The sequence below is a fragment of the Clostridia bacterium genome, from assembly GCA_034926675.1.
GTDB lineage: Bacteria > Bacillota > DTU025 > DTU025 > DTU025 > JAYFQW01.
On the sequence record JAYFQW010000069.1, the window covers coordinates 1 to 12,993 of the forward strand.

Consider the following 12,993-nt stretch of genomic DNA (forward strand, 5'->3'; position numbering starts at 1 on the left):
GAATCCCGGCCCCGCCCCCCGCGCGACTGCTCCCCCGGACAAGCACAAGAGCACATGAGGTAGGCGGCGCACCCGCGCCGCCTTTCCTTCATGTGCAGCTACGTGCGTTGTGCCCGCCGCGGGCATCGTCACACCGGGAACCTGCCGCCGATCCACTGGCGGCATTCAGTCGCGCCTCGGCGGCATGCCTCATGGGTCCGGGCGGACTTTCTCATTTTTGAGCGCGAGCCGCTGGAAAACCCTCACGGATGAGAATCTACACCCGTCGTTCCACTCAAAATTGAGAATCCCGGCCCCGCCGCCCGTGACTGCACGCCCGAACAAGCGCCGAAGCATACGAGGTAGGCGGCGCATCCGCGCCGCCTTTCCCTTATGTGCAGCTACGTGCGTTGTGCCCGCCTCGGGCATCGTCGCACCAAGAACCTGCCGCCGAGCCACTGGCCGCGTTCAGTCGCGCCTCGGCGGCGTGCCTCATGGGTCCGGGCGGACTTTCTCATTTTTGAGCGCGAGCCGCCGGATAATCCTCACGGATGAGAATCTACACCCGTCGTTCCACTCAAAATTGAGAATCCCGGCCCCGCCCCCCGCGCGACTGCTCCCCCGGACAAGCACAAGAGCACATGAGGTAGGTGGCGCACCCTCGCCGCCTTTCCTTTATGTGCAGCTACGTGCGTTGTGCCCGCCGCGGGTATCGGCGCACCGGGAACCTGCCGCCGATCCACTGGCCGCATTCAGTCGCGCCTCGGCGGCATGCCTCATAGGTCCTGGCGGACTTTCTCATTTTTGAGCGCGAGCCGCCGGATAATCCTCACGGATGAGAATCTACACCCGTCGTTCCACTCAGAATTGAGAATCCCGGCCCCGCCCCCCGCGACTGCTCACCCGGACAAGCACAAGAGCACATGAGGTAGGCGGCGCACCCGCGCCGCCTTTCCTTTATGTCCAGCTACGTGCGTTGTGCCCGCCGCGGGAATCGTCACACCGAGAACCTGCCGCCGACCCACTGGCCGCATTCAGTCGCGCCTCGGCGGCGTGCCTCATAGGTCCGGGCGGACTTTCTCATTTTTGAGCGCGAACCGCCGGAAAATCCTCACGGATGAGAATCTACACCCGTCGTTCCACTCAAAATTGAGAATCCCGGCCCGCCCCCCGCGACTGCTCACCCGGACAAGCACAAGAGCACATGAGGTAGGCGGCGCACCCGCGCCGCCTTTCCTTCATGTGCAGCTACGTGCGTTGTGCCCGCCGCGGGCGGCGGGGCCAGGCGCGGGTGCAGGTGCAGGGGCAGGCGCGGGGGCGAGCGCAGGCGGGCGGCCGGAGCCCGCCAAGGGCAAGAATAGCAGCTCCTGAGTCCTGAGAGCCACGATCTCCACACACACCAGCATCTGAACTGGCGCGTGCCATCACCGGAAACATGTGGTAGGCTAGTGAAAGGTGGGCTTGCAGCTTGCAGCCTGAGATCACCTGGAGGGCTGTCCTACAATGCGCATTCGAGGCTGCCCCAAACGGCGTTACGCTGCCAGCATTCCGCTCTCAAATGCATATATGCTTCTGTTCGCCATGCGTTTCCCAGAGGCGTTCTGGGTGGTGTACCTCCGCTCACGAGGAATGTCATTTGCGGCCATCGGCCTTCTGGAGACGGTCTTCCACATCGCGTCTCTCGCAGGAGAGGCGCCATCGGGCTGGATGGCGGACCGAGTCGGGCGCAAGGCGAGTCTGGTTCTTGGACGGGTCCTGTCCGTCGCAAGCGCCTCGCTCATCCTAGCGGCCGACGGGACCTCACACCTGATCCTGGCTTTCGTACTGTCCGCGCTCAGTTACACGTGCCACTCCGGCGCCTACGACGCGCTGGTGTACGATGAACTCAAGCAGGATGGAAGGCAGGACGACTTCACACGAGTGATGGGCGTGGCCAACGCGCTCTTCCTCGGAGGAAGCTCCGTGGCTGCCCTGGTAGGCGGATTCGCGGCCCGGCGCAGTTTCCGTCTTCTCTACCTGTTCTCCATCGCAGTGGACCTAGTCGCCCTGTGTGTGCTGTGCTTCCTCCGGGAGCGCCCATTCGCGCAAACCGTCGCGGATGGCGCCGAAGTCGGCTCCCCGCAGCATCTCAGCCCGATTCGGGATCTCCGTGAACTCAAGCACATTCTGAGCAATCGAAGCCTCGCAGGGCTAATAGCGCTGTGGGCCATTCCATCAGTGCTCTCTACGACCTTTCGCTTCTACAGCCAGAGTTATCTCTCCGACGCTCTCATCCCAGTTGCCATGATAGGGGCGATCAAGACAGCAGCTGACCTCCTTGCCGTCATCCCGTCTAGCCTTGCATACAAGCTGGAACGGTGGCCTGGAGACTGGCGCCCCTTGTGGGCTGGGAGCGGGATTACCGCACTCCTGGTCATCGCCGCCGGCATGATGCCGGATAGAAGTGGGCTATCGGGGCAGGCGATTCGAGCAGGCCTGTTCATCACAGTGATAGTGTGCAGCGAGGCAATGTATCCTCTCTTCAGCAATGCAATCAACCTCATGTCCCCGTCGCACCTCCGTGCGACGGTCATGTCCGCCGCAAGCATGGCCTTCAGCGTGATGATGATGGGGATATTCCCGGCCGTGGGCTGGTGCGGAGATCTGGTCGGCCTGAAACGCGGATTCATGGGGGCGGGCGCCGCCGCCTTGAGCGCTGGCGCGGCAGTGCGAGCGTACGTTGGAACTCGCACGACGGCGCGGCGTGAGGTCGACTGATTCGCCCCCTCAGAAGCTACGCTCGCTCCCCCTCGCGGATCGCGCGCATGACCTCCGGGACGACCTGCTGCTTGCGGGAGACAACCCCGGCGAGGAAGAACGAGGATGTCCCCGCCGCAACACCGAAGGCCCGCTCCACCAGTCCTAGATCCCTGGCAACCCATAGCATCTCTGAGCCCTCACTCACCACATCGGTAAGCATCAAGGCTACAAGGCCATAACCGGCGTCCTCCAGCAGGTGGCGCATCACCCGAATCAGCTCTCCTTTGAGCGAGTCGGTGAACCCTCCGTATGTCGTCGCCTGCCCTATTCCCACCTTCGATTTGCTCACGGTGAATTCCTTGAAATCCGAACGGAGAATCTCATCCGGATTCGCGTCATCCACATTGCATTTCGCCTCGAGGATCCTGAGGGACAGGCTCCCCAAGTCGATGCCCGCGATGCCAGCGAGTATCTGCGCCTCTTCCAGGTCATGCCGGGTAGATGTAGGCGATTTGAACGCGAGGGTGTCGGAGATGATGGCAGAGCACATCAGCCCGGCGAGCTCCGGGCGAAGCGCCGCCGACTGCTGCCGCGCAACACTGCTCACGATAGTGGCCGTGGATCCCCAAGGTCGGTTCACAAAAAGGATGGGCTGGTCGGTCTCAATAGTCCCAATCCTGTGGTGATCGATAACCTCCAGCACCTGGGCATGCTCAAGCCCATCGATCGATTGGCTCCTCTCGTTGTGATCCACCAGAATGAATTGTTTGCGTGGCGGGTCGATGAGGTGATTCCTTCCAAGGAGCCCTGCAGGCCGACCATGTTCATCCATCACCGGGTAGAGTTTGTATGGATGTGTCCGCATCTCTTCCTTGACTTCCAGGACCAGATCATCCTGGCCGAAAGATCTGAGGGCATCGCGCGTCATAACCTGATCGATGGGGACTGCCTGCCAGAGAAGGCGCAGGCAGGTGAAAGTATCGTATGGTGTGGATATGACAGCCGCTCCCCTATCCCGCGCCAGCCAGAGGATGTGCTCCGACGCCATCGCCCCACCAGTGATGATTGCTGCTGACACGCCACACTCCAGCGCCGCCGCCTGAACATCCTCCCTGTTGCCCACGATCAGCAGATCCCCTGCGGCTATCGCCTCGACGAGATCGCGAAACCTGCCGTCGCCAACCACTACGTTTCCCCCGCACTGTGTCGGACCCTCCACCAGAATCCGCCCGCTTAGCGTCTGGGCGATATTGATGACCGGCAGCAGATAGCGAGATCTGGCTATGGATCCATTCAGCTCTGCCCTGGCCACATCGCCAATCGTGACCACACCTGCGAGTCTGCCATCCTCATCAACGACACATGATGTGGCGGTCCTCTTCTCCTGCATCGCGCTCCAGACCTCAAGCAGGGTAGTTCCCTGCCTCACGGCCATAGGCGCGTCAAAGATCACGTCCTTCACCTGCGCATACGCATTTGGAAGGAACAGCGGCGGCTCGAAGCCAAACTCGTTGAGCACGAATGCAGTCTCGTGGTTCACCGACCCAATCCTTGTCGGTATGGCTGTCGAATCTCCCGCCTGCTCATTCTTCACATGGGCGTACGCAATCGCGGAGACCACCGAGTCGCAGTCGGGGTTGCGATGGCCCACCACATAGATGCGTTTTCCAGCCACAGTTCCAGTTGACACCGCACAATCATCTCCGCAGCCTGCTATGTCGCCATTCTACTCTGCCATAGCAGTGAAGTCCAGACTCCGACCGGACCTGCGTGCCGTGAACTCCTCGGAACGGCCTCGCATATACAGAGAAGGCAAGCACACATGGAAGGTGATCCCCATGCCAAGAGGAACGCGTGATCCATCAGCCACAGAACTCCAAGCGCGTGCAAGCGAACTAGTTGCTCAGGCTCGAGGAGATCGCTACTCCTTCGGCCCGCGCGTGAACAGCTCAGCAGGAGCACAGGTCGCAGCGGAAGGGCAGCGCGCGCTCGTGATCGCAAGCCAATCCCGCTGGAACGCGCCGACACTACGGTCAGCCCTCGGATCACTACGCAGTAGTCGGGTGATTATCGCCGGAGGGCAGGTATTCAGAGGCGCACGACCGGGAACACCGAGTGAGGACGTATCGCGGATTGCGTCGCTCATACGTGGGCTGAGGCCGGATTGCATTGTGGCGATCGGAGGCGGAAGCATAATCGACGGCGCGAAGGCCGCAAACATCCAAGCCGTCGGGGACCAGCGAATGAAGCAGCAGTCGAATGCAGGCTTACCGTCAGAGGGGCGACCGCCCATTCCCCTGGTGGCGATCCAGACAGCCGCAGGCTCGGCATCGCACCTGACGAACCTCGCCTGGGTGGCGAATACCAACGGCCGTTCTGTTCGACTCATCTCCGGCAGTGCGGTCACACCTGTGCGGGCTGTGTTCGATTCCACGGTGACCCGGACTGCGCCAAGAGGCGTCGTGCTGGACGGAGCTTTCTACGGAGTGTTCCGAGGCATACATGCGGCCCTATGCGCAAGTGATGATCACTCAGCGGAAGCGCTGGACGGAGCTGGTCTCGTGATCGAGCTTACCCTCCAGAACCTCCCCAGAGTTCTCGCAGACCAAGAGGGCGATGAGGCCAGGGAGGCCATGGCGATTGCGACTGACCTGGCTGGGCTTCTGGCCATCTCCAAACACGAGGGGCTGCCTGCCGCACAGGCAATATGGCTCGCCCTCGCGCAGATCCCAGGGCACATGCGGGCATCTGCCATCATCGCTCCATACCTCGTTGGCGCATTCGTCAACAGGGCAGAGCGCAGAGTGCGTGCCATAGGCGAAATCTACCAGCGCGCGGGCTACATCCAGAAGGACATGGACGGCCTGAGCGGCCGCAAACTCGGCGCGGCCGTGGCAGGAGGCATGCTCAGGTTCATGATAGGATCGGGCTATCCGACCTCCCTTCCCAGCGTGCCCGGGTTCAGCTGGCTGGGCATCGCCGGAGCTATGGAGGCCGTAACGGGCTGGCTGCAGAGATCGGATGACGAAGCCTTGTATGCGGACGCTGGAACCGCCCGGCCTCGCGTCGGGCCTTGGAGCGCCTCCAACACCTCCGCGAGGCCATGGCGCAGCAACGCAGAGAGGGCTGAGATTCTGAGCGCCGTTCAAGCCACGTTTGCAGCCGCGATGTCTGGGGACGTGGGGGTTCTCACTTCATAGTCATCCTCAACACAGTCATTTGCAGCGCACCTCGCGTTTCCGCGCGCAATGCGATACAGCTAGACCTCACAGCAAGGCTCTTGCAGACCCCCGCCTCTGGCGTGGGGTCTACGACCTCTGCCCGTACTTGTTGACGAAGAAATCGCGCATCGTGGCAACGTGCTCGTCGGAAAGGGGGACAGCGCCTCCGATGAGCTGGGAGAGAAGGTACGCGAATGCACCCTTCTCAACTATCTCGCAGGTCGTGAAGGCCTCCTTGGCGGTGCGGCCGAGGCATACTGCGCCATGGTTCGCCAGGAGCACTGCGTTCGATGCACCCAGCGCCGAGGCACAGGAATCCACCAACTCCTGTGTTCCCGGGAGGGCGTAAGGAGCGATCGGCACAGGGCCCCCAACGAGCTGGGCCAGATCATCAAGTATCGCCGGTATGGGTTTGCGTGCCGATGCCACCGTGCAGGCGAATCTGGAATGGCTGTGTATGATCCATCCGATAGCTGGCCTTTGCAGGTAGATCTCCCTGTGCAGCCGACTCTCCACCGATGGCGTCCTCATCCCCAATGCCTTGGAGGAAGCCAGCTCAACCAGGCAGATATCCTCATGGGTCAGGGTGTCGTAATCCATGCCGCTCGGCGTGATCAACATGTGATCATCGTCCAGGCGGCAGCTGACATTGCCCCATGTGCCTGTCACTAGTCCCGAGGCGAGCATCTTCTGCCCAAGTGCGATCAGGTCGGAGCGCATCTGATCGGAGCGCATCGACATCTCCGAGTCCAGTGGCGACATTGCGCGAATCTCCTCCATTCGTTTCCACATCGAGCTACTCCCCACTCGAAATCGCGGCAAGCTCCCGCCCATACGGGGGCCTCACTGTGCCCCGCTCGGTGATGATCGCTGTGATCAGTGCGTTCGGAGTGACGTCAAACGCGGGGTTGTACACCCGCACCCCATCGGGAGCAGTCTGACGTCCGAAACCGTGCGAGACCTCGCATGCGTCTCTCTGCTCTATTGGAATCTCATCGCCGCTCGCGAGGGAAAGATCCAGCGTACTGACTGGACAGGCCACGAAGAACGGCACACCGTGCATCCTGGCCAGGCATGCCAGCCCGTACGTGCCGATCTTGTTGCACACATCGCCGTTCGCAGCGACCCTGTCTGCGCCCACGATGATCAGGTCCACATCGCCCCGGGCCATGAGGGACGCAGCCATGTTGTCGCATATAACAGTCACATCAATCCCGGCCTCTGAGAGTTCATAGGCGGTTAGGCGAGAACCCTGGAGCAGAGGGCGCGTCTCATCTGCCCAAACTCGAACCGACTTGCCCTGTTCCTGCGCAACATACAGTGCAGCAAGGGCAGTCCCCCACCCTGCGGTGGCCAGCGCCCCGGCGTTACAGTGGGTGAGCACCGATGCCCCATCGGGAATCAGTGCTGCGCCATATTCCCCCATTGCCCGGCATGCCCGGTTGTCCTCCTCGATCATGGCCTTGGCCTCCGCAAGGATGATCTCAAAGAGGGCGCTCGGGTCTGCTGACTCTCCCCGCGCGTGCGCATCGTCCACGCCAAGCCTAGCCGCCTGTTTCATGCGGTTCACGGCCCAGGGAAGGTTAACGGCAGTAGGACGGACCTGCACAATGTCAGCGCACACTTCTTCGAGGGCATCCAGGCATTCCTCATCAGACGCGAATGCTCGGCAGGCCATGCCCAGGTACACACCGAAGGCGCCAGCTATCCCGATCGCAGGCGCCCCACGAACTCGAAGCATGGCGATGGCCTCGCACATCTCGTTCATGGTGCGGACAGTGATGTACTTGAGTTCCGTCGGTAGAAGGGTCTGATCGATCAGACGGACCGCATGCTCCCGCTCATCCCATGAAATCGGGATGAGGCGAGTTTGGCGAATCTTCTTCGCCACTGGCTCAAGTTGAACTGCCCACTCAGTCATGACCTCTTCTCTCCCCCCAGCTCGCATGACAAGCCCGTGGAACCACACGGTTCTATCCTCTACATGGAAACCTGCTTGCGCTCGAACAGGACCACCGCAACTGCGAATAGGGCCAGAGAGATCACGGCGAGCGCCAGGCGCCACACGAGTGTCAGCACGGCAAGGTTGAAGATCAAGCTCAGCCAGCGCTCAGCGAGAGCAGACCCTCCTTGCCCACTATCCCTCTCAGAGCGGGCGGCATCGACTCCATCATGCGCATGAGCTCCAGCATGAACTCGGAACCCATCACTACTCGTATCGCCGCAACGTTGACGACCGTTACGAACGCACCCAGCAACACCGCTGCATGGCCGTACATCGGGCGTCGCGGCAGGAGGCATGATGCTGTCAGAGCTACAGGATTTCGCGGGGGCTCACACCCACCGTCTTGCGCCTTCGATTCACGGCTTCCCATATCAGATCCCGAACCCGGCGGGGATCACTCACACCAATGAGGCGGAACTCCGGAGTCGATGGATCGGTGGATAACAGCTCTATCTGGCCAATTCCAAGCATTCGATCGGAAAAACCCTGCGTAAGCCTGATGTCTTTCACACGCGCCAGATCGATCTGCTCCTCCCTTCTGGCGAGCAGCCCAGACGTGACCAGCAGTCGCTGCGTGGTCAAAACGTATCTAGTGTTAGTCCCTATCTCCTTGAGGTGAGGCTTCCCCTCCCATAGAACACCTTCAGTGGAGGTGCGCGGCGATTCCTCACCGCCTAGGCGAGCGCCGCACGCACTACAGAACCTCGCCTGGTTGTCGCTGCCAGCGCCGCATTTCGGGCAGCTAAGCATGGCATTATCCCCCTCGCAGGCTTGCTCCAAACCCAAGCCCTAATCCAAACGATTCTACGAGCACTGTATCATCCTCCTTCTGCGCCCGCAATCTCACGTCCGTGCAGATTATGGGACCTCTCCTTCCATAGTGCGCGCCAGCAGGTGGACCGAGGCGCGTTCGCTAGTCGTGTATCTCCAGCAGCGCCCCCTCTGGGATGGTCTCGTAGAACCAGCGAGCGTCCTCCATGGCCATTCGAATACACCCGTGAGATGCCTTGCTTCCGAGGAGATCCGCCTCCTCCGCGATCACCTGCTGATTCGCGTCACACGTGACACTGTGAATCAGGTAGGCGCCCCAGCCGAGAAAGGACACCCAGTACCTTGCTCCCTGCCCATACCGGGAGTTGAAGAACCACTCTCCTCTGTTCTGAACGTGGAAAACCCCACTTGGAGTCGGCGTCCCATCCTTGCCCGATGATATAGTCATCCTCCTCACGACCTGCTCTCCGCTCATGACTGTAAGGGTCTGGGCGGACTGGTCCACGTCGACCCAGATGTCCTCTTTCATTGCTCAACCTCCGCTCCGAGCATTGGCTGACCTCCAACGGCTCCACAGCTCGACCGTCCGCCAGCTATGCAGCTCATCTTCGGTTCTGCACGTCCATCATACGTCTGTTCCGGAGCACTGGTGCTGTGCGCAATGAACCAGGATGGCGTCTGCGAAGCAAGCGGAAGCAGTGCGCACACAGCCCACACCACGGCAAGCTCAGATGACGCGTTCCAAGTCGCCGGCCGACGCCCGGTCCGGCAATACCTTAACGTCAGCAGCAGCGCCGACGATCCGGTAACCGTAGTCGAGGAGACGCGCAGCCTGAGACGCAGCACTCTCCCTGCTCTGCGCCTGCATCACCACGCATATCAGCCGCACGCCTCCTGACCTCGCAGTCGCCACGAGGTGATACCCTGCAGTATCAGTATGACCTGTCTTGAGCCCGTCGCACCCTCTGTACGATCCTACTAGCTGGTTGGTATTGCTCATTACGAAGGCAGGGTGGGTCCGGAATACCTTGCTCTGGACCCTGCTCCATTCGAGGACGGCAGGGTGCCGCAGCACCTCCCGAGCCAGGCAGGCCATGTCCCTCGCAGTCGTGTATCCCTCACGTGATGCAGCATCCTGGGGAAGCCCGGTCGCATTGACGAATACGGTCCCATCCATGCCGAGCTTCTGCGCGCGGCGGGACATTCGGCGAACGAAGGCCTCTTCGCTGCCTGCGAGGTGTTCGGCGACCGCGACAGCGGAATCGTTCGCCGAGGCGATCATTGCAGACTCCAGCAGCTGCTCCAATGTGAACCTTTCACCTGCATCGATCCACACCCGAGATCCCCCCGTCGACGCAGCCCGTCGGCTCACGACGACCCGGTCCACAAGTTTCGCCCGCCCGTCGTCCACTGCCTCCATAGCCAGAAGCACCGTCATAAGCTTGGTCAGGCTGGCTGGCGGAAGCCGCCTGTCGGCGTTCTTGGCAAATAGCACCCGGCCGGAATCCGCCTCGATCAGCAGAGCGGACGTGGCACTCAGCTGGGATGCCAGTGCAGCGGGATTCGTATCCATTGTTCTGGTTCGGCCCGCCATGATGATGGCGATCAGGACGACGACAACAACCAATGCTGCGACACCCCACGGCGCCGCCCCGACATGCGTTCTCTTGACTGCCTGCATCACACCAAGTCTCCCTTAGCCGAACAGCGTGAGTGAGCCATCACAAGCCACGCATTCCCGCGCTACCCAGCATGCCATCTAGATCGGCGCATCGTCTACAACTGTAGTCGATACTACCACGGACTTTTCACGTAGTCAACCGATGCTGTCATTCACCCTCATCGGAATCCGCCCACGTCCCATCAATGGGGCGCCAAAGCTGTTCAGGGACGCTTGCCGTGGCGACGGCCTGATGTTATGATCTCCCTCAATAGGCCGAGAGGAGTGAGGGTGTTGTTGTGTGGAGAAAGGGTAGTGCTGCGGGAGTTCCGCGAGGAGGATCTTGGCGCCATTCATGCCTGGGTGAACAATGAAAACATCACGAAGAATCTGGGATTCCAGGTGTTTCCCCAGACTCGCGAAGAGAGCCGCGCGTTCCTCGACCGGCAGTTGCACAAAGCCGGGGCGCCCAGGGAGGGGGTTTTCGTCATCTCCTTGAAGGGCGACCCCTCTCTCGAGTACGTCGGATCAGTTGGCCTTCACGCCATTGATTCCAGGAATCGCAGCTGCGAACTGGGGATCGTAATCGGCCGTGAGGACCTGCTCGGACAGGGTTTGGGTCACGAGGCCATCCGGCTGACGCTTGGCTTCGCCTTCGGATTCCTCAACATGCACAAGGTGAACCTCCGCGTGTTCGAGTACAATGAGCGCGGTCAGCGCTGCTACAGAAGCTGCGGGTTCATCGAGGAGGGCCGCATCCGGGATCAGCGGTACTATGACGGCCGCTATTGGTCCGAGATCATCATGGGTATCACGGAGAGCGAGTTCGCGGCAGGCTCAGCAAGTTGCCATACAGCCTGAAGGCTCCGAGCGCCAAAGCGCCTAGCTGCGCGTATCGCATCGGCGGAGGTCTCGCAGGAGTACTGCAGGAACTGCGCGAATATTAATAAGTGAAGTCGGATCGGACGGGAGCGTGAAGGCCTTGCTAACGCAGATCATCAGACGTCGCCGGCGCCTTCTGCTTGTCTTTGGAGTGATTGCGCTGCTCGTCCCCGCGATCATGGCGCGCATCATGGCATCGGGCGCGCCTTCAGCCAGCACCGAACCCGTGGCAGTCCAAGCCACACAACCAGGGAGCAAGCCGACGCCGACCGCATCGTCCACCACGCTCACCACGCCCCCAGCCACGACCTCCGTCACAATCGCTTTCGTTGGCGTAGGGCAGGGCGATGCGATAATCGTGTCCACATCAGATGGCCACAGCATGCTCATCGACGGCGGACCGCCGGAGTCATCAGAGAAGCTGCTGAGTGCACTTGAGCTACTCGGAATAGACCATCTTGACGTACTGGTTAGCACTCACCCTCACTCCGATCACATAGGCGGCCTTTTGGCTGTCCTCGACAAGGTCCCGAGGATCCGCATAGACCAGGTTCTTGACTCAGGAAAAGTGCACACGTCCAATACCTACGAGGCTTACCTACAGAAGATCCTTGACCGTGGGATTGCGTTCAAAATCGCCCGCGCGGGGAGCGAGTTCCAGCTTGGTCCCGCCACAATCGCAGTGCTCTGGCCGGAGACGCCTCTATGGGACGATCTGAACGATGCATCTGTGGTCCTTCGCCTTTCCTACGGCGGGTTCTCAGCCTTGTTCACCGGCGACATATCCGCCCGTGTGGAATCAGTGCTTGTGCATGCCAGGAGCCTTCCGCAGGCCACTGTTCTTAAGGTGGCGCATCACGGAAGTGGAGGCTCAACATCCCCTGACCTGCTGAAGCAGGTTCAGCCCAAGCTGGCGGTGATATCGGTAGGCAAGAACAGCTTCGGCCATCCCGCTGTCCACGTCGTCGATCGCCTCGTCGCTCTCGGGTGCGTCGTGGGCAGAACCGACGATGGGGACGGATGGACAGTGGTCACCGATGGGGAAGTGTGGTCTGCCTATCCGGGCCTTCCCGGCGCTGTGCTGAGGCAGGGAGGCATGGGATTGACAGTATGCCCGGATCCTCTGCACCGGTTCATCGGAAACCGAAACACCATGGTGGTCCACCGCGCCTCGTGTCCTTCTGTGGCCAAGATGAACCCGGCGAACGAGGCGCCGTTCAACGACCTGCAAGAGGCCCTAGACATGGGTTACCGCCCCTGCGAAATATGCAATCCGAGGTGATTGCCAGTGAGACTCCTTCTCACCTTCGACCGCCTAGAGGGCGATCTCGCAGTGCTCTTGGTCCGCCCGGAAGAGATCCTATCGATCCAGTGGCCTGCTGCCGCTATGCCTCCCGAGGCCCGGGAGGGCGACATTCTCGAGGTAAGGATTGAGAAGAGTCAGTCCGAGACCGATGACGCCGCCGCACGGGTGCAGTCCCTCCTCGATAGACTACAGGGCCGTCCACAATGAGCGCTTTCATCCCTTGTGAAGTGCAATCCGCCTCACCTGCAATGGTCAAGGGCACGTGTGACCGCGCTCAGTGCGTTCTCCTGTGGCCGCGTTAGCCGCCTCTCCCCGGGCCATGGTTCTCATGGCCCGGGTGGCGTCCCCAGCGAGCTGCGTCGCCATCGGTGGAGGGAAAGCTCCACAGGCACGCCTCAGAGCATCTGGCCCCATCCTTCACAGAGTCCCA

At 61.1% G+C, this 12,993-nt stretch carries 12 protein-coding genes; 5 read left to right on the forward strand and 7 right to left on the reverse strand.

All coding sequences use genetic code 11. The annotated features are described in order from the left end of the window. The first annotated feature begins 1,482 nt into the window (after positions 1 to 1,482). Complete coding sequence (locus VB144_13725; GenBank protein ID MEA4884685.1) at positions 1,483 to 2,736, forward strand: MFS transporter; 1,254 nt, start codon at positions 1,483 to 1,485, stop codon at positions 2,734 to 2,736. A 16-nt stretch (positions 2,737 to 2,752) separates the two neighbouring features. Here the strand turns inward: VB144_13725 and VB144_13730 are convergent, their stop codons facing one another. Continuing rightward, the gene (locus tag VB144_13730) at positions 2,753 to 4,408 is read right to left on the reverse strand and encodes a putative manganese-dependent inorganic diphosphatase (GenBank protein MEA4884686.1); all 1,656 of its coding nucleotides are present in this window, start codon (positions 4,406 to 4,408) and stop codon (positions 2,753 to 2,755) included. A gap of 148 nt (positions 4,409 to 4,556) precedes the next feature. On the opposite strand from VB144_13730, the gene VB144_13735 reads away from it, so the two are divergent. Then, entirely contained in the window at positions 4,557 to 5,918 is a 1,362-nt protein-coding gene (locus VB144_13735) for an iron-containing alcohol dehydrogenase (protein ID MEA4884687.1), read from the forward strand. A gap of 108 nt (positions 5,919 to 6,026) precedes the next feature. Here VB144_13735 and VB144_13740 read toward each other — a convergent pair whose 3' ends face one another. The 6 genes from VB144_13740 to VB144_13765 all read right to left on the reverse strand — a co-directional run bounded on the left by VB144_13740 (position 6,027) and on the right by VB144_13765 (position 10,396). After that, on the reverse strand, positions 6,027 to 6,701 hold the full coding sequence (locus VB144_13740) for a class II aldolase/adducin family protein (GenBank protein ID MEA4884688.1): 675 nt from the start codon (positions 6,699 to 6,701) through the stop codon (positions 6,027 to 6,029). A gap of 34 nt (positions 6,702 to 6,735) precedes the next feature. Then, entirely contained in the window at positions 6,736 to 7,860 is a 1,125-nt protein-coding gene (gene mtnA / locus VB144_13745; protein ID MEA4884689.1) for an S-methyl-5-thioribose-1-phosphate isomerase, read from the reverse strand. A gap of 178 nt (positions 7,861 to 8,038) precedes the next feature. Further along, the gene (locus VB144_13750) at positions 8,039 to 8,218 is read right to left on the reverse strand and encodes a hypothetical protein (protein ID MEA4884690.1); all 180 of its coding nucleotides are present in this window, start codon (positions 8,216 to 8,218) and stop codon (positions 8,039 to 8,041) included. A gap of 35 nt (positions 8,219 to 8,253) precedes the next feature. Beyond that, complete coding sequence (locus tag VB144_13755; GenBank protein MEA4884691.1) at positions 8,254 to 8,694, reverse strand: PH domain-containing protein; 441 nt, start codon at positions 8,692 to 8,694, stop codon at positions 8,254 to 8,256. Positions 8,695 to 8,857: 163 nt separating this feature from the next. Further along, positions 8,858 to 9,244 carry a L,D-transpeptidase gene (locus VB144_13760; protein MEA4884692.1) on the reverse strand — a complete coding sequence of 129 codons (387 nt, stop codon included), beginning with the start codon at positions 9,242 to 9,244 and terminating at the stop codon, positions 8,858 to 8,860. A 198-nt stretch (positions 9,245 to 9,442) separates the two neighbouring features. Beyond that, positions 9,443 to 10,396 (reverse strand): D-alanyl-D-alanine carboxypeptidase family protein, encoded by a 954-nt coding sequence (locus VB144_13765; protein ID MEA4884693.1) that lies wholly within the window; start codon positions 10,394 to 10,396, stop codon positions 9,443 to 9,445. Between the two features lie 273 nt (positions 10,397 to 10,669). On the opposite strand from VB144_13765, the gene VB144_13770 reads away from it, so the two are divergent. The 3 genes from VB144_13770 to VB144_13780 all read left to right on the forward strand — a co-directional run bounded on the left by VB144_13770 (position 10,670) and on the right by VB144_13780 (position 12,770). Next, entirely contained in the window at positions 10,670 to 11,236 is a 567-nt protein-coding gene (locus VB144_13770) for a GNAT family protein (protein ID MEA4884694.1), read from the forward strand. Positions 11,237 to 11,357: 121 nt separating this feature from the next. Further along, on the forward strand, positions 11,358 to 12,539 hold the full coding sequence (locus tag VB144_13775) for an MBL fold metallo-hydrolase (GenBank protein ID MEA4884695.1): 1,182 nt from the start codon (positions 11,358 to 11,360) through the stop codon (positions 12,537 to 12,539). A 6-nt stretch (positions 12,540 to 12,545) separates the two neighbouring features. After that, entirely contained in the window at positions 12,546 to 12,770 is a 225-nt protein-coding gene (locus tag VB144_13780) for a DUF3006 domain-containing protein (GenBank protein MEA4884696.1), read from the forward strand. Positions 12,771 to 12,993 lie beyond the last annotated feature (223 nt).

Excerpts from the sequence above, each read along its gene's own strand:
- VB144_13725 (MEA4884685.1), top strand. The coding sequence starts at position 1,483 with ATGCGCATTCGAGGCTGCCCCAAACGGCGTTACGCTGCCAGCATTCCG.
- VB144_13735 (MEA4884687.1), top strand. The coding sequence starts at position 4,557 with ATGCCAAGAGGAACGCGTGATCCATCAGCCACAGAACTCCAAGCGCGT.
- VB144_13740 (MEA4884688.1), bottom strand. The coding sequence starts at position 6,701 with ATGTCGCCACTGGACTCGGAGATGTCGATGCGCTCCGATCAGATGCGC.
- mtnA (MEA4884689.1), bottom strand. The coding sequence starts at position 7,860 with ATGACTGAGTGGGCAGTTCAACTTGAGCCAGTGGCGAAGAAGATTCGC.
- VB144_13750 (MEA4884690.1), bottom strand. The coding sequence starts at position 8,218 with ATGTACGGCCATGCAGCGGTGTTGCTGGGTGCGTTCGTAACGGTCGTC.
- VB144_13755 (MEA4884691.1), bottom strand. The coding sequence starts at position 8,694 with ATGCTTAGCTGCCCGAAATGCGGCGCTGGCAGCGACAACCAGGCGAGG.
- VB144_13760 (MEA4884692.1), bottom strand. The coding sequence starts at position 9,244 with ATGAAAGAGGACATCTGGGTCGACGTGGACCAGTCCGCCCAGACCCTT.
- VB144_13765 (MEA4884693.1), bottom strand. The coding sequence starts at position 10,396 with ATGCAGGCAGTCAAGAGAACGCATGTCGGGGCGGCGCCGTGGGGTGTC.